Here is a 22,754-nt window from a genome sequence, read left to right on the forward strand (position 1 = left end):
CAACCGGGCAGCGGACTACGATCCCTCGCGTGAGCGCACCGATACTTCGAGCATTCGATGCGAGCGGACGGACCCTGGCCGATCCGACCGACACCGAGGTGCACGACCTGTTCGCGGACCTGAACGCACGCTGGCCGTTCGCGATCGTGGAAAGGCTGGATCGCGAGCCGTCGGAGCAATTCTACTTCCAGATCCACCTTGATTACGTCGGTGACCAGGACCCGGATCTCGACGAGGAGGTCGATGTCGATTACGACGTCGAGTTCCGGGACGGTGGTCCGGACAAGCACTACCGTGCCAGGATTGCCGGTCTGTACGGCTTCGCCGGGATGGATCTCGTGCACAAGGTGTATTGCGCATGGCGGGCCGAAGATCCCGGGCTGGCGGATCTGCTGTCATGGGAATTGCTGGAACTCGACGGCTGAGATACTCGAACGGTTCCAGCGTTTGATCACTTGCTCAGAGCCTTGCCGCCGTTCGGGGCTACCGCGAACCACGTTCCGCCGACACCCTGCCCGAGCAGATCACCCGCCTTGGTATCTTTCGAGAAGTAGTACACGGGCCAACCGCCGATGGTGATTTGGCATGTGCCGTCGGCACGTTCGATGAATCCGACAAGTTGGGGGTCGACGCCTGCGGCGTAAAGGACTTGATCGCGGGTCACGGTCAGCGGCGGCCAGGTGACGGCACACTGCCCGGCGCAGTTGGATACCGACGGATTCGCCGTATCCTTGTCGAACCGGTACAGCGATCGGCCGGTTCCGTCCGAAACATACTTTCCGACAGCAGGATTGCTGGTTACCCGGAGTTGCACCGCATTGGCGGTTCCGGCTGGGGCCGTGCCGTCGTAGATCTTCAACCAGCCTTGCGTTTTCGCTACCACGGGCGCCTGTCCCGCGACGGGCACCGCGGCCGCGGCAGTGGACGTTTGTGCCACCGCTTGGGCGCCTTTCTCGTCGCCACAGGCACTGAGCAGACCTGCGAGCACGACAGCGGCGGCCGCGACCGGCACGGTGGCACGCTGAAAACGTCTGGCTGAACTCATCTTTCGAACCCTTCGTCGCAATTCGGCAAGGTGCACACCGCATCTCGTCCCCCGTACCACGAGGGACCGCGACCATTTGGTTCACCGGATGCGCCACCGTCGCGGTGTTCGCTACCTCACAGTGGTGTTCTAAAAACGAGTCCTGCACCGATGCCCGGCTCTTGGGCAGAGACAGCTGGTCCAGCTACGCCGATGAGCCGTCCGGAGCCACACTTACCTCGGCCTGGCTCACAGCGTTTCGATGAGCGCCGACACCTCGCGGGCGCAACCGTGGGCGATCGTGATGCCGGAGCCGCCGTGGCCGTAGTTGTGGATCACCGGAATCGATGACGAGTCGGTGTGGGCGATTTCGAGGCGGACTTCGGCACGGCCCGGCCGCAGTCCGACGAGTGTTTCGATGACCTCGGCACCGGTCAACTGCGGTACGAGATCTCGGCAGCGGCGCAGGATCGACTGTGTCAGTTGTGGATCGGGGGTCTGATCCCATGCTCCGGTCTCCAGTGAGCCACCGAGGATGCAGTCGTGGGTGCGGGGGTGGACGTAGGCGCGACCCAGTGGGTGTGCTTCGTCGCGCACCGACACCGAGATGCCCGGGTTGGTAATGCGCACGATCTGGCCGCGGATCGGGTAGACCTCGGCGTCGTCGGCCAGCGAACCGGCGCGCAGGCCCGCACAGTTGACGATGACATCGGGCGCCAGGTCATCGAGTTCGTCCAGGCTCCGGACCGTCCGCCGAACCCGATAAGCGCCGGCCTGGCCAACCTGGGATTCCAGCCACGGCAGGAAGATCGGCATCTCGAGCAGTGGAACCGCGAACCGGAACCCGAATCGGTAGTGCGGCGGGAGTTCGTCCGGCCGCGCCCGCCGGAACTCACGTACCGCCGCCGACCAGGACGGTGTCGCTGGTTCGTCCCGATAGACGGCGAGCGACTCACACATGCGGGCGCCCGGTACGTCCTCGTGTGCCAGTCGCGCCAGATGGGTGAACGTCTCGACGCTCCAGGCGGCCACGCGATCGGTCGGCCCGGCCGCGGTGGGAAACCACACCGCGGCCGCGAGAAATGACGTCGTCGAGTCGATGGGCTCCGCACTCACCACCACGACGTGATGCCCGGCGCGCAGCAGCTCGTATGCCGTTGACAGGCCGACGATTCCGGATCCGACTACCACCGCTCGCACAGCGATAATTCTAACACTATTGAGTGTGCCGTTATTTGACGATACATTATTCAGCGATACGATTCGGGGAGCGTTGGAGGCTACGGTGACTGACGTATTGCGCGACGAGGACGCCGGGTATCAGAAGAGTCTTCGCCCACGTCAGCTACAGATGATCGCGATCGGCGGCGCCATCGGCACCGGACTGTTCCTCGGTGCGGGCGGTCGGTTGGCCAGCGCCGGTCCCGGGCTGGTTCTGGTCTACGCCGTATGCGGAGTGTTCGTCTTCTTCGTGCTCCGTGCGCTGGGCGAGCTGGTATTGCACCGTCCGTCGTCGGGATCGTTCGTTTCCTACGCCCGCGAGTTCTACGGCGAGAAACTCGCCTATGCGGTCGGTTGGATGTATTTCTTCCACTGGTGCATGAGCGGCATCGTGGACATCACGGCCATCGCCACTTACGTCCACTATTGGTCGGCCTTCGGCGCGATTCCGCAGTGGGTCATCGCGCTGATCGCGCTGGCCGTGGTGGTGGCCATCAATCTGGTGTCGGTGCGCTGGTTCGGTGAGCTGGAGTTCTGGGCCGCGCTGATCAAAGTTGTTGCGCTGGTGAGCTTTCTGGTGATCGGTACGGTCTTTCTGGTCGGCCGCTTCCGGATAGCGGGCGAGAGTACCGGGCCCGTTGTCCTGCAAGGTCACGGCGGGCTGTTCCCGACCGGGTTGCTTCCGCTGGTGGTCGTCACGACCGGTGTCGTATTCGCCTACTCCGCAGTGGAATTGGTGGGTACCGCGGCCGGCGAGGCGGAAAATCCCGAGAAGATCATGCCGCGCGCAATCAACTCGGTGATCGCGCGCATTGCCGTGTTCTACGTCGGGTCGCTGGTGCTGCTCAGCCTGTTGCTACCGTATACGGCCTTCCGCGCGGGGGAGAGCCCGTTCGTCACCTTCTTCGCCAAAATCGGTGTGGACGGCGCGGATTCCGTCATGAACCTGGTGGTGCTGACGGCGGCCTTCTCCAGTCTCAATGCGGGGCTGTACTCGACGGGCCGCATCCTGCGCTCCATGTCGATGAGCGGCAGCGCCCCGGCCCGCGCCGCCAAGCTATCGTCGAATGGTGTTCCCTACGTTGGAATTCTGGCCACCGGTGCGATCGCCCTGACCGGCGTCGGACTCAATGCGGTGGTCCCCGAGCACGCATACGAAATCGTGCTGAATATGTCGGCCCTCGGTGTGATCACCGCCTGGGCGGCAATCGTGCTGTGCCAATTGCAGCTGTGGCGTTGGTGGCGCGACGGCCGCGTGGCCCGCCCCACCTTCCGCCTGATCGGCACCCCGTACACCAGCATCGCCACCTTGGTATTCCTCGCCGGTGTAGTGGCGCTGATGGCGAGCAGCGGGAGCACAGAACAACGCAGCGCGATCGTCGCAGTACCGCTGATCATGGTTCCGGTGCTGGTCGGAGGTTGGTTCCTCAGGCGGCGTCGCGACATCGCCGAGCCGGTTCAGACAGCGGCGGACTCCGAACCATCTCACTGATCGTCGGTTGGGTCTCGGCGAGTCGACCTCGAGCGAGATCGTCCAAGGTCGCTGGCCTGCAATTCTCGTTGCGGGTGTTGAGAATTGTGACTCGCAGCCGTAAGTGGCGGTGATTTTCGCATTATCAGGTGGCGTAGCCCAGCCGGGTTATTTCGCGGGATCTGATCGGTCGGTAGTGCCGGAGAGCACGAACCCGGCGTGGCGCAGCAGGCTACGCAGGTATGCGGTCAGGTCTGACGGTTGCGGGTCTTCGTTTGCGTGGGATCGGGCTGGTTCCAGCAGCAGGTGATGGATGATCGCGCCGTTGAGCATGTCGAGCAGGATGTCGAGGTCGGCGGTTGGTGAGAGGGCACCGGCGGCCTGGGCTTGCTGGAGCAGGGCGCGCGAGCGTTCGCGCCGGGGCAGCACATGGTGGTGCCAGTACGCGTTCAGCAGTGCCGGGTGGCTGGGGCCGGCTCCGAGGAGGCGCGCCGCGAGCAGGCGATACTTGGGGTGGGCTAGGGTCGCACCCCATTGCGGGAGCAGAGCCTCGATCAGGTCGGGCAGGTCAGTGGCAGCGGTAGTCGGTGGCACGCCGGGGATGTCTTCGCGCGCCTGCTCGATCGCTTGGGCCAGCAGGTCCTCCTTCGATTTCCACCGTTTGTAGACGGTGACCTTTGCGACTCCGGCGCGTTTGGCGATGGCTTCCATGCTGGTGTTGTCGATGCCGCGTTCGATGAGCAGGTCAACGGCGGCGCGCAGGATGGCGGCGTCGGCGTTGGGATCGCGAGGACGTCCCGGTCCTTCGCGTCGCGGAGTGTCGATGCTCATGCCTCCATCTTCGAGCAGAGCGTTTCGGCGAACCACTTGTGTAGCGCGGCGGGGTCCTCGCCGCGCCAGGCCAGGTGCCCGTCGGGGCGGATCAGTAATGCAGGGTGTGCAGTTGCCGGGTCGGTCAACACGGTGACATTCGAGCCGAGATGCTTCACGGCCACACTCGCCAACGCAGCGGTGGACGTGTCGGGCTGAGCGAGGACGACCCATGCGGGTTGCAGTTCGGCATACAACCGGGTCGAGCTGCCGTCGAGGTGCGCACATTGACGGTCGGGTATCCGATCCCCGGGCCGGGGTGCGGGCCCTCGGCGGCGGCCCAGTGGCCCTTTCCGATAAGTGACCCACAGTTGCGACGCGGTGCGCGTCGCTTTCTGCTGCACCTTCGGGGAATCGAGTAGCGGGATGAAGATCCGGTCCCGCACGAAACGCGCCAAAAGACCCTCGCCGACAAGGATTTTCGTGTTGGCGGTGGTGTTGCGGAGCACGTCCGTGGCCAGTGGACGCCGCTCGGCGGTGTAGGTGTCGAGCAGCCTCGCGTCCGCGTGGCCGCCGACGACCAGGGCCAGTTTCCACGCCAGGTTCTCGGCATCACCGATTCCCGTGTTCATGCCCTGCCCGCCGATCGGGCTGTGGATGTGGGCAGCGTCGCCAGCCAACAAGATGCGACCGGACCGGTAGTCCGCGGCGAGTCTGCGGTGAATCCGGAACACCGACGTCCACACCGCTTCTCGGATACGCACCTCGGTCTCCTCGGCCCGTTCGCGTAGCAGCTCCTCGAAGCGAGCGACGATATCCGCGGCCGAATGATGCCGATCGACAGCCGCGACATCTGCCATGAGCCGCCACCGGTCACCACGATCGTCGTTGCCGCGCATAGGGATCGCCAACAACAGGCCGCTGCGGTGATAGAAGCCAGCCGATGTGGAGCGGTCACGGTCCCAGTCCGCGTCCACATCGGCGAGCAGGAACTGCTCGACCACTGAAACACCGGGGAACTCGATTCCAGCGGCGTGGCGCACCACGCTGTGCGCACCGTCGCAACCGACCAGCCAATCCGTTCGCAGTCGTGTCCCGTCCGCGAATTCCACCGCCACGCCATCGGCGTCCTGGGTCGCGGTCGTGACCGTCCGACCCCACTCGATGTCCACTCCCAGCTCGGTGAGCCGTTGCCGCAGCTGTTCTTCGATCTGGGCCTGCGATACGAACAGCGCCTGCACCGACTCGCGGTCATCCGGTGCGAACCGCATTGTCGCGATGGGACGCGACTGCACATACATTCGCATACCAACCGGAGCCAACGACCGTTCTCGCAGATCACCCATCGCCCCCAACCGCTGCAAAACCTCGACGCCGCGCGCGTGCAGAATGTTCGCCCGCGACGTCACTACCGGGCCGCTCATTTTGTCGACCACACGAACCGCCACTCCTTGCGCGGCCAACCCACGCGCCAGCACCAGCCCCGACGGACCCGCCCCCACCACCAATACCGCTGCGCGTCCCATTCCCCGCCTCCAATTAGCATACGAATACGTTTGCGTATACTAAATGCGGGCGGGATTGCAGTCAATCGGATCAGTACACGCTTCTCGAACGAAGGAGCCGCGCGAGTGGGTCAACAAATGCGTCCGACAAGATTGCCGAACGCCTTCCGGCCGGAGGCCATCCAGAACGCGGCGGACTCCGAACCGTCTCATTAGAAACACCGGCTGGGGCTCGGCGAGTCGCTGAAGAAGTCTGGTTTACCCCGTTTAAAGGCTGCTCTGGTGTGGTACCTATCCCACGGCAGGCCGTGACCTCTGCATACTTCGGGCTATTCGGACGGGATATCGGTCACAGATGTGACAACTGAATCGGTGAGTTCCTTGGTGTGACCCGGGGACGATCCCTCGGACTTGGATCCGCGTGCGGTCGACAGAGGGTGAGACGACGTGCGCGGTACCCGTCTGCCCGCATAAATGCGAACGGACGGGCTGCGTGGCGCCCCCGGCAGGAATCGAACCTGCGACCTAGGGATTAGAAGGCCCTTGCTCTATCCAACTGAGCTACGGAGGCAGTGGGTTCCACCATGGCCGACATTGGCCGTACTGTCCAGCGCGCCAAGTATAGCGACCGTCCAGATGGCTAGGTTCTTAGCCTCAGCAACATTTCAGCCACCTACGGTGTGGGCCAAGCGAGTCGCGGGATGAGCGACATCGCACCTCCGATTCGTTAGCCACCATATCCGCCCAAACCCCGCCGGGCCACGCATTAAGGGCCGACTACGCTCAGTGCCATGTCGTCACCGCAGGACTCGTCCGTCGCACCCGAGCTCGAAGCGGGTAAGCCGGGCTCCGGGGCGACCTTTGCGACATTGACGGTACTGGCCGGCGCGATAGCTGCGGTGGTCGCCGCGATGATCGTCGGACTGTCGGCGGCGCAGGCGCTGAGTCTGCTCGGGATTCCGGATCCGGGACCGCTGACCACCTATGGCCTGCCCGCGATGCGCGCACTCGCCGATCTGTCCGCCGCGCTGACCGTCGGCTCACTGTTGCTCGCCGCATTCCTGGTGCCCCCGCAGGCCAATGGGCTGCTCGATGTCGGCGGATATCGCGCGCTGCGGCGCGCCTCGAACTTCGCATTGACCTGGGCATGCTGCGCGGCACTGCTCATACCGCTGACAGTGTCGGACACCACCGGGCAGCCGGTGGGGCAGATCTGGCGGCCGGAGCAGTTGTGGCACGCGATCGGCCAAGTGGACTTGGCCCAGGCATGGCGGACAACGGCGGTGTTCGCGCTGATCGTCGCGGTGGGTTGCCGACTCGCGCTGCGTTGGGGATGGGCCCCGGTGTTGTTCGGTGGCGCGATCGTGACCATGATGCCGCTGGCGCTGACCGGGCATTCGTCTGCGGGTGGTGCGCACGACCTGGCCACCAACAGTCTGATCCTGCACCTGGTTTCGGCGGCGGTATGGGTCGGCGGATTGTTCGCGGTGCTCGCGCATGCGATGCGCGGTGGCGAGCACACCGATGTCGCGGCCAGGCGGTTCTCGCTCACCGCCACCATCGCCTTCGTCGTGATCGGCGTCAGCGGTGTGATCAATTCCTGGGTGCGGGTGCCGTGGAGCGATCTGTTCACCACCACCTACGGCCGACTCGTGCTCGCCAAGGCCGGTGCGCTCCTAGTGCTCGGTGTATTCGGATATCTGCAGCGCCGCGCCAGCCTTCCGGCGCTCGCCGCGAATCCGCGTGACCGCGCCGCGCTCATCCGATTCGGTGGGCTGGAGGTGCTGATCTTCGCGGCGACCATGGGTCTGGCCGTCGGGTTGGGGCGTACGCCGCCACCGCCGCCGACCAGCGTGCCGACACCCACCGAGGTGGAACTCGGCTACAACCTCGACGGCCCGCCGACCGCGTCGCGAATACTGTTCGACTGGCGCTTCGACTTGATCTTCGGCACGCTGGCCATCGTGCTTGCCGTGCTGTACCTGCTGGGGGTGCGGCGGTTGCGCGCGCGGGGCGATGCCTGGCCGGTCGGGCGGACCATCGCCTGGTTGTCGGCCTGCGCAATCCTGCTTTTCGCCACCTCGTCGGGGGTCGGGCGGTACTCGCCCGCGGTCTTCAGCGTGCACATGGGGCAGCACATGGCGTTATCGATGCTTGCGCCGATTCTGTTCGCGCTCGGCGGTGCGGTCACCCTGGCGCTGCGGGCATTGCCCGCGGCCGGGCGCGGCGGCGTTCCCGGGCCGCGGGAGTGGATTCTGGCCTCGGTGCACAATCCGGTCTCGCGTTTTCTTACCCATCCGATCGTCGCGTCGGTGATCTTCGTGGGCGGGTTCTACGCCCTCTATATGGGCGGCATCTACGACTCGTTCGTCGACTCCCATGCGGCGCATCTGATGATGAATCTGCATTTCCTGCTCAGTGGTTATCTGTTCTATTGGGTGGTCATCGGCATCGACCCCAAGCCGCGCCAGGTGCAGCCGCTGACCAAGCTGGGCATGGTATTCGGGTCCCTGCCCTTCCACGCCTTCTTCGGCATCGCGCTGATGAGCATGACCACCGTGATGGGTGGCTGGTTCTTCCGCAGTCTTGCCCTCGGCTGGAACAGCGACCTGCTCGGTGATCAGCGCACCGGCGGTAGCCTGGCGTGGGCCAGCGGTGAAGTGCCGTTGGTTGTGGTGATGTTGGCACTGCTCATCCAGTGGTCACGCAGCGATGCGAAACTCGCGAAACGGACCGACCGGGCCGCCGATCGCGACCACGACGCGGAGCTGGCCGCCCACAATGCCATGTTCGCCGAACTGGCCAAACGTGATCGAGGAATACGTCATTGAGCTCCCATCGAGGTGCAAGCGTGAGTGAGCGGAGTACCGCGGTGGTCGAGAACAGGCACGCCCGACGGGTATATCGCTCCGATGTGCGTGCGGCCCGCAGACGGCTAGCCGGCCAGGTGCGCAAGACGCCGGTATTCCATACCTCGATCATCGGACCGAACGGGCCGGTTCCGGTCACGCTGAAACTCGAGTACCTGCAGCACGGTGGGACGTTCAAGGTGCGCGGCAGCTTCAACGCGCTGTTGGAGTCGTCGGCTCAGGTCGACCATGTGGTGATCGCTTCCGGTGGGAACGCCGGGATCGCGGCCGCGCTGGCTGCGGCTCGTCTCAGCAAGACGTGCACGGTGGTGGTTCCGGAGTCGGCGCCGCATACCAAGGTGGCCGCGATGTGGTCCTACGGTGCCGAAGTGCTTTGGCACGGAACGACTTACGCCGAGGCCTACAAATACGCGACCGAACTTGCCGAAGAGCGGGCCGCGCTGCAACTGCACGCCTACGACTTGCCTGCCGTGGTCGCCGGTGCCGGTGTGGTCGGGCTGGAGTTGGAGGAGCAAGTGCGCGGGCGGCCGCCGGTGCTGGTCGCGGTCGGTGGCGGCGGGTTGGTCGCCGGGATCGCCGCGGCGTTGGGGCGGCGCCAGCAGGTGGTCGGGGTCGAACCGGAGGGCATTCCGACGCTGAACGCCGCGCTGCAAGCGGACCGTCCGGTGGATGTGAACGTCCGCAGCATCGCGGCGGATTCCTTGGGCGCCAATCGAATCGGGGATATCGCGCTGGATGTCGCGCGACGCTATGAGGTCCGATCGCTGCTGGTGACCGATGATGCCATCTCGACCGCTCGCGAATATCTGTGGCGCGAGTTCCGGGTCGTGGTGGAACTCGCCGGGGCGACGGCATTGGCCGCCGTGCAGAGCGGTGCGTATGTGCCTGCCGAGGGTGAGCGGCCGGTGATCGTGCTGTGTGGCGCCAATACCGATCTGGCGGTGCTTTAACTCGCTCGGGGATGTTTGAAGCGGCGACTGTCCACATGTGGCGAGGTTGTCCACATTCGGGAATCGGGTCGGCCGGAGGGGGTGCGGATCCGTCAGGCTGAAAGGGCATCTCGGTGAGGGACCCGGGAGCCGGACGGATCGAAATGTAAAGGGGCGGAATGATGTATGAATCGATGGTTACCGTGATCGGGACCGTGGTGACCCATCCGGTCAAGCGCGATCTGACCAATGGTGAGCAGGTGGTGAGCTTCCGGATGGCGAGTAATTCCCGGCGGTTCAATCCGGAGACGGGTGAATGGGTCGACAGCGGGACCCTCTACCTCACCGTCAGCTGCTGGCGTCGTCTGGTGGTCGGTGTGGATGCCTCATTGCGACGCGGTGATCCGGTCATCGCCTACGGCCAGCTGCGCACCCACGAGTACCGGGCCAGGGATGGCGTGGAGCGGCGTGATGTCGAGATGCGCGCCACCTCGATCGGGCCGGACCTGTCCCGCTGCACCGCACAGGTGGTCCGGCGCGCGGTTTCAGGCGCGGCGTCGGGACCCAGTACCCTGGCACGGAATAGTTGTGACCGATCCAGCGCTGATGATCGGACACGCGTCGATGGGGAGGGACCGGGGGAGGACGCGACGTCCTTGACTTCCGCACCGCCCCGGCTCGCAGATACCGAGCCCGTCGACGCTTGACCGCAGGCCGGATACCCCCGGCGACAGTGGTGGCTCTGCTGCATTCCATCCATACCCACACCGATAGGCTTCCCTGTATGGCTGAGTTCATCTACCAAATGAAGAAGGTTCGCAAGGCACACGGCGACAAGGTCGTGCTCGACGATGTCACCTTGAACTTCCTTCCCGGCGCGAAGATCGGCGTCGTCGGCCCCAATGGCGCGGGTAAATCCAGCGTGCTGAAGATCATGGCCGGACTGGACCAGCCGAACAACGGAGACGCCTTCCTTTCGCCGGGTGCCACGGTGGGCATCTTGCAGCAGGAGCCGCCGCTGAACGAGGAGAAGACGGTTCGCGGCAATGTCGAGGAGGGCCTGGGCGAGGTCAAGGTGAAGCTGGATCGCTTCAACGAGATCGCCGAACTCATGGCCACCGACTACTCCGATGAGCTCATGGACGAAATGGGCAAGCTGCAGGAGTACCTCGATCACGCCGATGCCTGGGATGTCGACTCCCAGCTCGAGCAGGCCATGGACGCACTGCGCTGCCCGCCGCCGGACGAGCCGGTCACCAACCTCTCCGGTGGTGAGCGCCGCCGCGTCGCACTGTGCAAGCTGCTGCTCAGCAAGCCCGACCTGCTGCTGCTCGACGAACCGACCAACCACCTCGACGCCGAGAGCGTGCTGTGGCTCGAGCAGCACCTGGCCTCCTACCAGGGCGCCGTGCTCGCCGTCACGCACGACCGGTACTTCCTCGACAATGTCGCCGAGTGGATCCTCGAACTCGACCGCGGCCGCGCCTACCCCTACGAGGGCAACTACTCCACCTACCTGGAGAAGAAGGCCCAGCGTCTCGAGGTCCAAGGCAAGAAGGATCAGAAGCTGCAGAAGCGGCTCAAGGAAGAGCTGGCCTGGGTGCGTTCCGGCGCCAAGGCCCGCCAGGCCAAGAACAAGGCCCGCCTCGGCCGGTACGAGGAGATGGCTGCCGAGGCCGAGAAGCACAGGAAGTTGGACTTCGAGGAGATCCAGATCCCGGCAGGTCCGCGCCTGGGCAATGTGGTCGTCGAGGTCGAGCATCTGGACAAGGGCTTCGGCGATCGTCAGCTCATCAAGGATCTGTCGTTCACCTTGCCGCGCAACGGCATTGTCGGTGTCATCGGCCCGAACGGTGTTGGTAAGACCACGCTGTTCAAGACGATCGTCGGGCTCGAGTCGCCCGATAGCGGTGAGGTGAAGGTCGGCGATACGGTCAAGCTGAGCTACGTCGACCAGAACCGCGCGGGCATCGACCCGAAGAAGAATGTCTGGCAGGTCGTTTCCGAGGGGCTGGACTTCATCGAGGTCGGCAACCAGGAGATGCCCTCGCGCGCTTACGTCAGCGCGTTCGGCTTCAAGGGGCCGGACCAGCAGAAGCCGGCCGGGGTGCTCTCCGGTGGTGAGCGCAACCGCCTGAACCTCGCGCTCACCCTCAAGCAGGGCGGCAACCTGATCCTGCTCGACGAGCCGACCAACGACCTCGATGTGGAAACGCTGGGTTCGCTGGAGAACGCGCTCGAGCAGTTCCCGGGCTGCGCCGTGGTCATCTCCCACGACCGGTGGTTCCTCGACCGCACCTGCACCCACATCCTGGCGTGGGAGGGCGATACCGACAACGAGGCCAGGTGGTTCTGGTTCGAGGGCAACTTCGAGGCGTACGAGGCCAATAAGATCGAGCGCCTCGGCCTGGAGGCGGCCCGCCCGCATCGGGTGACGCACCGCAAGCTCACCCGCGACTGAGTCCCGGCGTTCGGCGGGGCGGTTGCCGAGTGCACTGCCCCGTCGGATGGCTTTGCGACAGCCCGACGCCCATCCGCGCTGGGCTTTAGGCACTACCTCCGATGTTCACTGCGGCCCCGTCAAGTCCACCGGCCGCGCTGAATTTGCCACCTCCGCCACTCCCGCAGGTGGGCCGCCACATCATGTTTCGGTCGGGGCGAAGTGGCAGATGCATCCGGTTTGGATGAGGTTGGCGGCGTGCATGCGCCTGCGCAGTCCGAGCAATCCACGATCCCTTTTGCCGAAGACCCTTCGGCGCCGAGCCGCCGCACCGGGTTGCGGACCGGGGTGGAGGCGATCACATCTGTGCATGACCACGTCGAAGGGTCGTTCTGCCGAAGGAATTGCGGTGAACACGCACCGCGCAGTGTCTTCATCGAAGGAAATACGGTCGACACACGCCCCTCCAAAGATCTGACTATGGTGGGGAGCGTGCATGCGCAGGCGCAGTCCGGGCATTGGGTCGCTACCACCGCGATTGCGTCTACCTGACGTCGTCGGTCCGATCGGGTGCTGTGCCGGGACCAACCACCTCGGCAATCAAGCGGCGAACGCTACGGTATCGGTGAACACCCTGCATTTAGAAGGGATTTCACCCACGCGTCAGCATGGTACAGCTACTCTCGGACCGGCGTCACTTTGTTGCGGAACCGAATCCGAGGAGTTGGCGAAAAAATGACGGTCTCGTCCGAATTGTCCAGTGCGGCGTGGGCCGCGAGTTTGCCGCAGTCGCTGCGCGGTGAACTCGCTAGCCTCGAGGAGGCGTATTTCCGCCACGTCGACGCGGGCGATGTGGACTGCGCGATCACCGGGATCACTCAGATCTTCCGGCGGCATATGGAACTCGCGATGACCCGCCCCGTCGGGCGGGCGCTGGTGCGGGTCTATCACCCCGATGATGGCTCCGGCCTCGGCGCCGCGGTGCAGTTGGTCACCGACGATATGTCGCTGCTAGTGGAGTCGATCACCTCGTCGCTGAGCCGGATGGGCGTCAGCGTGAGCGAGGTGATCCACCCGATCTTCGAGGTGACGCGCGATCCGGACGGACGGCTGACCAGCGCCGCACCGCACGAGGTCGACAGCAACAGCACCGATGGCCTGCGCGAATCGTGGATGCATCTGCAACTGCACCCGTCGACCAGTGCGGCCCTGCTGGACCGGATCGAGCAATCCATGCCGGATGTGGTCGCGGACGTGCGTCAGGTCATCGGTGATACCGAGGCCATCAAACAGGTGCAGAGCAATCTGGCCGATGAACTGGAGGTCGCGGCGAAAACCGGCCACGCGCCGTTCCCCGATACCGATCTGGTCGATACCGCGAATCTGTTGCGCTGGTTGGCCAGTGGCAATTTCACCGTGCTCGGCTATGCCCGCTACCAACTCAGCGCAGACCAGGGACAGACGATCTCGAACCCGCTGCCCGGCACCTGCCTCGGCGTGCTGCGCCCCGATGTCGGCACCGACTTCCGGGTGCCGATCAACGCCGGCGACGGCCCGCTGCTCATGCTCACCCAAGGCCTGGTGCCCGCCACCGTGCACCGCTCGGTGTACCCGTACTTCATCGGCGTCGCCGACTTCGACGAGTCCGGCACGATCGTCGGCGAACACCTGTTCATCGGTGTCTTCACGGTGACCGCGGTGCACGAGAACGTCCTGGATATCCCGGTGATCGAGCGCCGGGTGCGTTCGGTGATCGAGGAGAGCGGCTTCGATCTGGATTCGTTCTCCGGACAGGCCATGCTCGAGGTCGTCCAGTCGTTCCCGCGCACCGAGCTGTTCTCCTCCGATGTCGAGACCATGCGCCGCACCGCGACCGCCGTGCTGAATGTCGGTCTGCGCCGACAGGTTCGGCTGTTCCTGCGCGCGGACGGCTACGGCCGGTTCGTCGCGTGCCTGGTTTACCTGCCTCGGGATCGTTACACCACGCGGGTGCGGTTGGAGATGCAGGAAATCCTGGTGCGCGAACTGGGCGGTGTCTCCATCGACTACTCCGCGCGGGTCAGCGAAAGTGAGCTGGCCAGTGTGTATTTCACGGTGCGCATGCCGGAATCCGAGCTCGGGGTGCCGCGCGAATCGGTGGCCCAGGCCGACACCTCCGAGGCCAATCGGCTGCGCATCCAGAACCTGCTCGCCGAGGCGACGCACACCTGGGACGACCGCCTCAACGATGCGGTGAGCACCTCGACCGTGCTGGATCCCGGGGTGGTGCAGCGCTACGCCGAGGCTTTTCCGGAGGCGTACAAACAGGATTTCGCCGCCGAGCGCGCACTGGCCGATGTGGTCCGGCTGGAGGGCCTCGCTTCGGGCTCCATCGACCAACACCTGTATCGCCGTGCGGATTCGGTGCCGGGTTCGTGGCGGTTCACGCTCTACATCGGCGGCAGCGGCATCTCGCTGAGCCAGGTGCTGCCGGTGCTGCAGAGTCTCGGTGTCGAGGTGGTCGACGAGCGGCCGTATCAGATTCTCTTGGATCCGGTGCTCGGCGATGACGGCGGGGAACGCTGGATCTATGACTTCGGCTTGCTGGCCAGGCCGGAATTGCTGCGCAGTTCATTGGACCGGGATCTGGACGCGGAACTGTTGGAGTCTTCGGCGAGAGCCGATGCGCTGGAATCGGAGGAGCGTGGGCTGCACGACCGGTTCACCGAGGCCTTCGAAGCGGTCTGGTTCGGGCGTGGCGAAGCCGACGGGCTCAATGAACTCGTGCTGCGCGCCCGGCTGACGTGGCGGGCCGTATCGATCCTGCGGATGTACGCGAAGTACCTGCAGCAGGCCGACTTCCCGTACAGCCAGGCCAATATCACCAGGGTGCTGCTCGCCTACCCGGATATCGCGCGGCTGTTCGTCGATCTGTTCGCGGCGCGGTTCGATCCCGATACCGAATCGGCCGAGCACGCCGCCGAGTTGGAGACCCGGGTCCGCGGCCGCATCGATGAGGTCGTCAGCTTGGACGCCGACCGGATCCTGCGTGCGATCCTCTCGCTGGTCAAGGCGACGCTGCGGACGAACTATTACGTGACCGATGCCCAGGGCAATTCGCGCGGGTACGTCTCGGTGAAGGTGGAACCGCGCGAGATCGCCGAATTGCCCAAGCCGAGGCCGCAATTCGAGATCTTTGTGTATTCGCCGCGGGTCGAGGGTGTGCATCTGCGCTTCGGTCCGGTGGCGCGTGGTGGGTTGCGCTGGTCGGACCGTTTGGAGGATTTCCGCACCGAGATCCTGGGCCTGGTGAAGGCGCAGGCGGTGAAGAACGCGGTGATCGTACCGGTCGGTGCCAAGGGCGGATTCGTGGTGAAGCAGCCGCCCGCCGCCACCGGTGATCCGACCGCGGATCGGCAGGCACTCGGCGCGGAGGGCGTCGAATGCTATCGGACCTTCATCTCCGGACTGCTCGATGTCACCGACAACGTCGACCGCGTGACCGGTGCGGTACTGCCGCCCGCGCGGGTGATCCGCCGCGACGGCGACGACACCTACCTGGTGGTGGCCGCCGATAAGGGCACCGCGACCTTCTCCGATATCGCCAATGATGTGGCTCAGCGCTACGGCTTCTGGCTCGGTGACGCATTCGCCTCCGGTGGTTCAGCGGGTTACGACCACAAGGCGATGGGCATCACCGCCAAAGGTGCATGGGAGAGCGTGAAGCGCCACTTCCAGGAGATGGATATCGACACGCAGACAACCGATTTCACCGTGGTCGGGGTCGGCGATATGAGCGGCGATGTCTTCGGCAACGGCATGCTGCTGTCCGAGCACATCCGGTTGGTCGCGGCCTTCGACCACCGGCACATCTTCCTGGATCCGAATCCCGAAGCGGCGACGTCGTTCCGGGAGCGGCAGCGGATGTTCGCACTGCCGCGCTCGTCGTGGGCCGATTACGACACCTCGCTGATCAGCACCGGCGGTGGCGTCTGGGATCGCACCGTGAAGTCGGTACCGATCAGCCCGCAGGCGCGAAAGGCATTGGGGCTGGCCGATGATGTGGTCGCGCTGTCACCGCCGGAACTGGTGCGGGCGATCCTGCTCGCGCCGGCACAGTTGCTGTGGAACGGCGGCATCGGCACCTACATCAAGGCGAGTACCGAGACCAATGCCGAGGTCGGTGACAAGTCCAATGACGCGGTGCGCGTCAATGGAAATCAGCTGCGGGTCAAGGTGATCGGCGAGGGCGGCAATCTGGGTGCGACCGCACTCGGCCGAATCGAGTTCTGCCGCAACGGCGGCAAGATGAACACCGACGCACTGGACAACTCCGCCGGTGTCGACTGCTCCGACCACGAGGTCAATATCAAGGTGCTGCTCGACGGCGTGGTCAGCGCGGGCGTGCTGCCCGAGGCCGAACGCAATCCGCTGCTCGCCTCGATGACCGATGAGGTCGCCCAGATGGTGTTGCAGGACAACGTCTCCCAGAATTTCTTGATGGGCATCTCCCGGGCCGAGGCGCCCGGGATGCTGAATGTGCACGAGCGGCTCATCGAAGATCTGGAGGCGCGTCGCGGGGTGGATCGCGAGCTCGAGGCGCTGCCCTCGGAGGTGGAGATCAAGCGCAGGCTCGAGGAGGGCACCGGTCTCGCCTCGCCTGAATTGTCCAATCTCATGGCGCACGTGAAGCTTTCGCTCAAGGCCGACTTGCTGGAAACCGATCTGCCGGAGATCGCGTACTTCGCCACCCGGCTGCCGGAGTATTTCCCGACACCGTTGCGCGAGCGTTTCGGCACCGCCATCAAGCGGCACCGACTGCGTCGCGAGATCACCACCACCATGGTGGTGAACGAGATGGTCGACTACGGCGGCATCTCCTATGCCCATCGGCTGACCGAGGAGATCGGCGCCAGCTCGACCGACGCGGTGCGCGCATTCGCGGCGGCCAGCGAGATCTTCGATCTGCACGATATGTGGGCGCGGATCCGGGATACCGACGCCCCGGTATCGGTGCGCGACGAACTCGAACTGGAGACCAAGCGCACGCTGGATCGCGCCTCGCGCTGGTTGCTGACCAACCGTCCGCAGCCGATCGCGGTCGGCGCGGAGATCAACCGGTACAGCCGGGGCGTGCGGGAACTGGCGCCGCAGGTGCCCGGCTGGTTGCGCGGGCATCACGTCTCGACGCTGACCGATCAGTCCGCCGAAGTGATCGCGCGCGGCGCGCCGACCGACCTCGCCACCGAGGTCTTCGGGCTGCTGAATCTGTTCCCGCTGCTCGATGTGTTGGATATCGCAGATATCACCGATCGCAGCGGCGACGAGGTCGGCTCGCTGTACTACGCGCTCAACGATCACCTCAAGATCGATTGGCTGTTGCAGGCGGTCAGCCACCTGGAACGCGGCGATCGCTGGCATGCGCTGGCCCGGCTCGCACTGCGCGACGATATGTACGGATCGCTGCGCTCGCTGACCCTCGATGTGCTCTCCGGCGGCGACCCGGAGGAGACAGCGGACGAGAAGATTGCATACTGGGAGTCGAAAAACCAGTCCCGGCTCGGGCGCGCTCGGGCCGCGCTGTCGGAGTTGTTCGAGTCCGGAACCCACGATCTCGCCACGCTGTCGGTTGCAGCGCGGCAAGTGCGAAGCATGGTGAGCGGGGTGGGCGCCCAATCGGAGGTACCGCGTTGACCAGTTCGCTCGACGGTAATGGGAGCGCGCTTGGTGGCAGCCTGCTGCTGCCCAAGCGCTTCCACGCCAAGGTAGACGTCAGGTGGTCGGATATGGACGTGTTCCAGCACGTCAACCATGCCCGCATGGTGACGCTGCTGGAGGAGGCGCGGATTCCGTGGCTGTTCGAGGACGGACGCCCGACCGCGCCGTTGCGCGAGGGCTGCGTGCTGGCGGACCTTCGGGTCCGCTACCGCGGCCAGCTGCGTCACGACGACACCCCGCTCGATATCGCCATGTGGATCGAGCAGCTGCGTGCGGTCGACTTCACCATCGGCTACGAGGTCCGGGCCAACGGCGCGGCCCCGGACTCGCCGCCCGCGGTGATCGCCTCCACCCAGATCGCGGCCTTCGATATGCGCACGCAGCGCCTGCGTCGGCTCACCGATACCGAACGTGATTACCTCGCCGAGTGGAAAGAGTGAACGCTTGCCCGGCTCGCTCGGGCGGCGGATTCGGATGGCCGGGTGGTAATGGCTGGCTTCGGTCGTCGAGCAGTGGTCGTCGGCATCGTCGGTCGTGTGGTGATGGCTGAATCCGGTCGTACAGCGGTCGTGAAAGGGCGAGGGCTGACCTCGGTTGTCGTGTGGCGACTGGGTCCGGCTGCGATATGGGAGCACTGATGTCGGGACAACGCGTCCTGGATGTTGCCGATCCGGCTGAGCGGGAGAATCTGGCGACATTCTTGAGCCGAGCTGTTCGGCTGGATCCGGCGGCGGTGGTGCGTCTGCGCCGTCGCGGGGAGCGGTACGTATCTGCTTGGGTGGCAACGGGTTTCGAGGCACTCGCGGTACGTACCGTGGTCGCCGAGCTTGGTGTCGACGATGTCACCGTCGGTGCCGATCTGGTGTTGGCCGGTCTGCCGTCCGGCAGTCCGATCGACCTCGGCTACTCGATGGATTCGGCATGGCGCGGTGCGCTGCCGCCGGATGTCGGCTTCGAACATGTCGACGATGTGCCCGCGCGCACCCTCGTCGAACTCGCCGAACAAGGCGCAGCACTGGCCAAGGAACACGGCAGCAACCATGGCCCGCCCGCCTCCCTGCTCGACCAGACGGTGCTTACGGTATCCGCGGCCGCGGCTCAGGTGCAGGTTCCGATGCGCGTCGTATTTGCCCTCACCGCAATGGATTTCATCCCGCACGCCGGTGACAAGGCCGACTCCCGCCGCATCCTGCCCACCGAAATCGTCCGGGTCCGTGCCACCAAAACCTGGCTGCGCCTCGACGCCCGCTACGGTTCCGTCGCCCGGCGCCGTGGCGGCGGCATCCCTCTGACTCCCAGCTGACCCCGCCCGCAGCCGTCGGTGCCGGTCGTGTGAATTCCCGCGCCCCCTGTCGGGATTCGTACTGTCGGCACCGAAACGGGTTGGATCCCGAGAGAGGGTGCGGCTGATCGCATTCGGCATTGCCGATGGTGGTCTCCGGACCAGGCGGTGCTAGTCCGCTCACCCGCTCGGGATTCGGGATCCTCTTGGATGAGGTGGTCCTGAAAGACGTGTCTGCGCACCCTTTGTCGTAAATGCGCACCCGGTGTACCGGGTGTGCACCCGCGACAAGCAGTGTGGCGGGTCAGGTGACGCCGACCAGGCGCAGCAGGGCGGTCGTACCCGCCGCGGCCAGGATGGCCACCAGCATCGGTTGGTTGCGCCACGCCAGCAGGCCGCCGACCAAAACCCCTGCGGGTAAGGCGAATCCGAGGTGGCCGGTGCCCGTGGGCACAGTGGTGATGGCGACCATCGCCGCGAGCAGGACAACCGCGCCGATCTCCAGCAGTTTGGTTGCTCGCTCTGGGAAGCGGATGCGGTTGCGCAGTGCCGGGCCCGATGAACGGAAGGCATATGTTCCGGCGGAGAGTGCGGACATGGCTACCAACAAGATCGGGGTACTCACGCCTGCGCCTCCACGGTCCTCGGTTCGGCCGGACGTGCTCCGCCGATGAATCGCTTGCTCATGCCGCCTGCGTCTCTCCGGGCTCGGCCTCGCTGTCGCCTTTCCTCGAAATAGCGAAGAACAGCCCCGAAAGCGCAACCAGCACAGGCATTCCCGCGGGTAAAAACGGCGCACTCGCCACGGCCGCACTCGCCCCGATCAGGGCCGCGCGCAGCGTGCCGCGGGCTCGCAAGGCGGGCGTGATCAGCGATAACAGCACCGCGGGGAACACCGCGTCCAACCCGATCGCACCGGTATCGGGCACCACCGTGCCGATCAGCGCACCGATCGCCGCGCCACCCGGCCACGCGATGAGCACACCCAACCCGCTCACCCAATACGCGGCCCGCCGACGCGCCACATCGGGCTGGGCGAGTGCCAGCGCGACGGATTCGTCGTTCATCACGTGTACGCCGATGCGCCGCCGCCATCCGGTGCCAACCACATCGGGCACCGACAGTCCGTACGGCAGATGCCTGGCATTGACCAGCAGTCCGGCCAGCACCGCCGCGATCGGGCTGCCACCGGCGGCCATGATTCCGATGAACAGGAACTCCGCGCCGCCCGCGAGCACCACGATCCCGAGCACGATCGGTACCCAGAGTGGAAAACCGGAGGTGACAGCGGTCGCACCGTAGGAAACGCCGATCAGCCCGACCGCGAGCAGTACCGCCGCGATTCCGGAGAGTGTATCCCGATCAAGTGTTCGCCATGTCGAACGCATGTTGCTTATAGTGAACATGGCGGGACGATTCGTCAATATGGTTCTCTGTTTGGCGGTCAGCTGTACTCACCCCCCCGGCCGGCCTGCTATCCACCTAGTCGACGGGAGCGGAAATGGAGCAGAGTCCGACGACGCCACAGGCGGTGATCGCCGCTGCCCTGCGCCGCGAGCGCACCCGCGCCGGGCTATCGCTCACCGAGGTCGCCAACCGCGCGGGAGTGGCGAAATCCACACTGTCCCAACTGGAATCCGGCACCGGCAATCCGAGCTTGGAGACCTTGTGGGCGCTGTGCGTCGCCCTGGATATGCCCTTCTCCCGGCTGCTCGACCCGCCGCGGCCCACCGTTCACGTCATCCGTGCGGGGGAGGGGCCGGTGGTGGCCGCCGCCGAGTCCGAGTACCGCGCAACGCTGCTGGCGGCCGGTCCGGCCAACTCCCGCCGCGATCTGTTCCGCATTACGTCCGAACCCGGTCATGCGCGCAAATCGGAGCCGCATATCCCGGGCGTGGTCGAGCATGTGCTCCTCGCCAGTGGACGCGCGCTCGTCGGCCCGATCGACGCACCGGTCGAACTGACACCCGGCGACTACATCGCCTACCCGGGTGACGCACCGCACATTTTCGAGGCCCTCGAACGCGACACTTGGGCAACGCTGGTCGTCGAATACACGTGATTCCCGGTCGGCTCGTCCGAATCCTGACGATCAACGGGCTGCCGGAATTCCGGCCCGGCGGCTTAGGCCATGTGAAAGCCACTCGGGCCCGCGCATACCTTGAAGCTTCAGGCCGCGCCTTCACCGAGATACTGCAACCACACCGGATCCAGCTCCGCAGTGGTCGAGAGCAGTCGCCAATGCGGCCCCTTCGGCGAAACCAGCGGCGAACGCAACGTCCACCCCAGCTCGCTGAGCAGCTTGTCGGCCTTGCGGTGGTTACACGGCGCGCAGCTGGCGACGCAGTTCTCCCAGGAATGTTCACCGCCGCGGCTGCGCGGGATGACGTGGTCGATGGTCTCCGCCTTCCCGCCGCAATAGCCGCAGCGGTAGCGGTCGCGATGCATGAGGGCGGCACGGGTCATCGGGACGCGCGCGCGATAAGGGACGTGCACATAGCTGCGTAGCCGGATGACGGACGGAATCGTGACGGCGGATTCGGCGGAATGCACCACCGAACCCTCGGGGTCGTGGTGGACGGTATCGGCTTTATCGCAGATGAGAAGTACGACGGCGCGGCGCGCGGACAGTGCGGTGAGCGGCTCGTAGGTGGCATTCAGAAGCAGCACCCGGCGCTTCAACCAGTTGGCGGCCTCGTTCTGGACGGCCGTGAGGTGTGCGATGTGGTGAGCAGGCTCACCGGTGCGATGGGCACCCGGATAGTGGTCGGACAAGATGTGCAGCGGAGTAGCCCCCGACCCACGATTGTGGACGTCGGCGGGCTGGAGTTGTCGGTGCGTCCTGGCCTCATGTGATCGGCCGTGCCGCTGCTTCATGGTGACCCCGGTTTCGTAGTTTTCAAGATCATGTGGTATCTCGGCAGAGACTGCCACCCAGTTGACCATGGAACGCCTGCTATTGCACGGTGATTTCGCACAATGTCGGATGAACTGTGGTTGAAGGGCCGCCCGTTCGTAACGCGGGCACAATGGACGGCGGCACATTGCCCCGATCGAGAGGACCTGATGAGTTCCGGCGAGCAGACAGCCACGTCGTTCTACGAGGCGATCGGTGGGGCGGAGACGTTCCAGCGGATCGTCGCGGCGTTCTATCGCGAGGTGGCGGCCGATGAGGTGCTGCGCCCGCTGTATCCGGAGCAGGACCTCGGACCGGCCGAGCGGCGCCTGCGCATGTTCCTGGAGCAGTACTGGGGCGGGCCGCGCACCTACTCCGACGAACGCGGGCACCCGCGGCTGCGGATGCGGCATATGCCGTTCAAAATCGGTCCGGTGGAGCGCGACGCGTGGCTGCGCTGCATGCGCATCGGCGTGGCGGAAATCGAACCGGAAATTCTGGACGATGAACATCGCAAGGCATTGCTCGACTATTTGGAGATGGCGGCAAATTCGCTGATGAATGCGGCTTGGTGAGATAATTTCGTCCGGTTCCGGGTCAGCGCTGGGG

General features: G+C 65.3%; 18 protein-coding genes and 1 tRNA gene. 11 read left to right on the forward strand and 8 right to left on the reverse strand.

Annotated features, from left to right (window positions below; all coding sequences use genetic code 11):
• The first annotated feature begins 29 nt into the window (after positions 1–29).
• The gene (locus OIE68_RS40450; protein WP_327096165.1) at positions 30–425 is read left to right on the forward strand and encodes a hypothetical protein; all 396 of its coding nucleotides are present in this window, start codon (positions 30–32) and stop codon (positions 423–425) included.
• 26 nt (positions 426–451) lie between these two features.
• On the opposite strand, the gene OIE68_RS40455 is transcribed toward OIE68_RS40450, so the two are convergent.
• Together OIE68_RS40455 and OIE68_RS40460 are read right to left on the reverse strand one after the other, a co-directional pair.
• The gene (locus OIE68_RS40455; protein ID WP_327096166.1) at positions 452–1,045 is read right to left on the reverse strand and encodes a hypothetical protein; all 594 of its coding nucleotides are present in this window, start codon (positions 1,043–1,045) and stop codon (positions 452–454) included.
• Between the two features lie 228 nt (positions 1,046–1,273).
• Positions 1,274–2,224: an FAD-dependent oxidoreductase gene (locus OIE68_RS40460; RefSeq protein ID WP_327096167.1), complete on the reverse strand. Its 951-nt coding sequence runs from the start codon at positions 2,222–2,224 to the stop codon at positions 1,274–1,276.
• An 85-nt stretch (positions 2,225–2,309) separates the two neighbouring features.
• Between OIE68_RS40460 and OIE68_RS40465 the strand changes: the two genes are divergently transcribed.
• Positions 2,310–3,737, forward strand: coding sequence for an amino acid permease (locus OIE68_RS40465; RefSeq protein ID WP_327096168.1), 1,428 nt, complete (start codon positions 2,310–2,312; stop codon positions 3,735–3,737).
• A gap of 147 nt (positions 3,738–3,884) precedes the next feature.
• Here the strand turns inward: OIE68_RS40465 and OIE68_RS40470 are convergent, their stop codons facing one another.
• The 3 genes from OIE68_RS40470 to OIE68_RS40480 form a co-directional block, all read right to left on the reverse strand.
• Positions 3,885–4,547: a TetR/AcrR family transcriptional regulator gene (locus OIE68_RS40470; protein WP_327096169.1), complete on the reverse strand. Its 663-nt coding sequence runs from the start codon at positions 4,545–4,547 to the stop codon at positions 3,885–3,887.
• On the reverse strand, positions 4,544–6,052 hold the full coding sequence (locus OIE68_RS40475) for an FAD-dependent monooxygenase (RefSeq protein WP_327096170.1): 1,509 nt from the start codon (positions 6,050–6,052) through the stop codon (positions 4,544–4,546). The genes OIE68_RS40470 and OIE68_RS40475 overlap by 4 nt, the downstream gene beginning before the upstream one ends.
• Before the next feature lie 473 nt (positions 6,053–6,525).
• Positions 6,526–6,602: transfer RNA gene (locus tag OIE68_RS40480), tRNA-Arg, on the reverse strand.
• A 220-nt stretch (positions 6,603–6,822) separates the two neighbouring features.
• On the opposite strand from OIE68_RS40480, the gene OIE68_RS40485 reads away from it, so the two are divergent.
• From OIE68_RS40485 to OIE68_RS40515, 7 genes are all read left to right on the forward strand, one after another.
• Positions 6,823–8,862: a cytochrome c oxidase assembly protein gene (locus OIE68_RS40485; RefSeq protein WP_327096171.1), complete on the forward strand. Its 2,040-nt coding sequence runs from the start codon at positions 6,823–6,825 to the stop codon at positions 8,860–8,862.
• A gap of 20 nt (positions 8,863–8,882) precedes the next feature.
• Complete coding sequence (locus OIE68_RS40490; protein ID WP_327096172.1) at positions 8,883–9,851, forward strand: threonine/serine dehydratase; 969 nt, start codon at positions 8,883–8,885, stop codon at positions 9,849–9,851.
• 161 nt (positions 9,852–10,012) lie between these two features.
• Complete coding sequence (locus OIE68_RS40495) at positions 10,013–10,537, forward strand: single-stranded DNA-binding protein (RefSeq protein WP_419150847.1); 525 nt, start codon at positions 10,013–10,015, stop codon at positions 10,535–10,537.
• A 77-nt stretch (positions 10,538–10,614) separates the two neighbouring features.
• Positions 10,615–12,291 (forward strand): energy-dependent translational throttle protein EttA, encoded by a 1,677-nt coding sequence (gene ettA / locus OIE68_RS40500; protein WP_327096174.1) that lies wholly within the window; start codon positions 10,615–10,617, stop codon positions 12,289–12,291.
• A gap of 714 nt (positions 12,292–13,005) precedes the next feature.
• On the forward strand, positions 13,006–17,943 hold the full coding sequence (locus tag OIE68_RS40505) for an NAD-glutamate dehydrogenase (RefSeq protein WP_327101987.1): 4,938 nt from the start codon (positions 13,006–13,008) through the stop codon (positions 17,941–17,943).
• Positions 17,940–18,407 (forward strand): acyl-CoA thioesterase, encoded by a 468-nt coding sequence (locus tag OIE68_RS40510; RefSeq protein WP_419150635.1) that lies wholly within the window; start codon positions 17,940–17,942, stop codon positions 18,405–18,407. Before OIE68_RS40505 ends, OIE68_RS40510 begins: the two co-directional genes overlap by 4 nt.
• A 197-nt stretch (positions 18,408–18,604) precedes the next feature.
• Complete coding sequence (locus OIE68_RS40515; protein ID WP_327096175.1) at positions 18,605–19,270, forward strand: hypothetical protein; 666 nt, start codon at positions 18,605–18,607, stop codon at positions 19,268–19,270.
• 283 nt (positions 19,271–19,553) lie between these two features.
• On the opposite strand, the gene OIE68_RS40520 is transcribed toward OIE68_RS40515, so the two are convergent.
• Together OIE68_RS40520 and OIE68_RS40525 are read right to left on the reverse strand one after the other, a co-directional pair.
• Positions 19,554–19,874, reverse strand: coding sequence for an AzlD domain-containing protein (locus OIE68_RS40520; RefSeq protein ID WP_327096176.1), 321 nt, complete (start codon positions 19,872–19,874; stop codon positions 19,554–19,556).
• A gap of 58 nt (positions 19,875–19,932) precedes the next feature.
• Positions 19,933–20,637 (reverse strand): AzlC family ABC transporter permease, encoded by a 705-nt coding sequence (locus OIE68_RS40525; protein ID WP_327096177.1) that lies wholly within the window; start codon positions 20,635–20,637, stop codon positions 19,933–19,935.
• A gap of 113 nt (positions 20,638–20,750) precedes the next feature.
• On the opposite strand from OIE68_RS40525, the gene OIE68_RS40530 reads away from it, so the two are divergent.
• A complete protein-coding gene (locus OIE68_RS40530) occupies positions 20,751–21,311 on the forward strand; it encodes a helix-turn-helix domain-containing protein (protein WP_040687593.1) in 561 nt (186 codons plus the stop codon).
• Between the two features lie 107 nt (positions 21,312–21,418).
• Here OIE68_RS40530 and OIE68_RS40535 read toward each other — a convergent pair whose 3' ends face one another.
• Entirely contained in the window at positions 21,419–22,126 is a 708-nt protein-coding gene (locus OIE68_RS40535; protein WP_327101989.1) for an HNH endonuclease, read from the reverse strand.
• Positions 22,127–22,315: 189 nt separating this feature from the next.
• Here OIE68_RS40535 and OIE68_RS40540 point away from each other — a divergent pair, with 189 nt between their 5' ends.
• Positions 22,316–22,720: a globin gene (locus OIE68_RS40540; RefSeq protein WP_327101990.1), complete on the forward strand. Its 405-nt coding sequence runs from the start codon at positions 22,316–22,318 to the stop codon at positions 22,718–22,720.
• The last annotated feature ends 34 nt before the right edge of the window (positions 22,721–22,754 follow it).

It is taken from the genome of Nocardia vinacea, from assembly GCF_035920345.1.
Classification (GTDB): Bacteria; Actinomycetota; Actinomycetes; order Mycobacteriales; family Mycobacteriaceae; genus Nocardia; species Nocardia vinacea_A.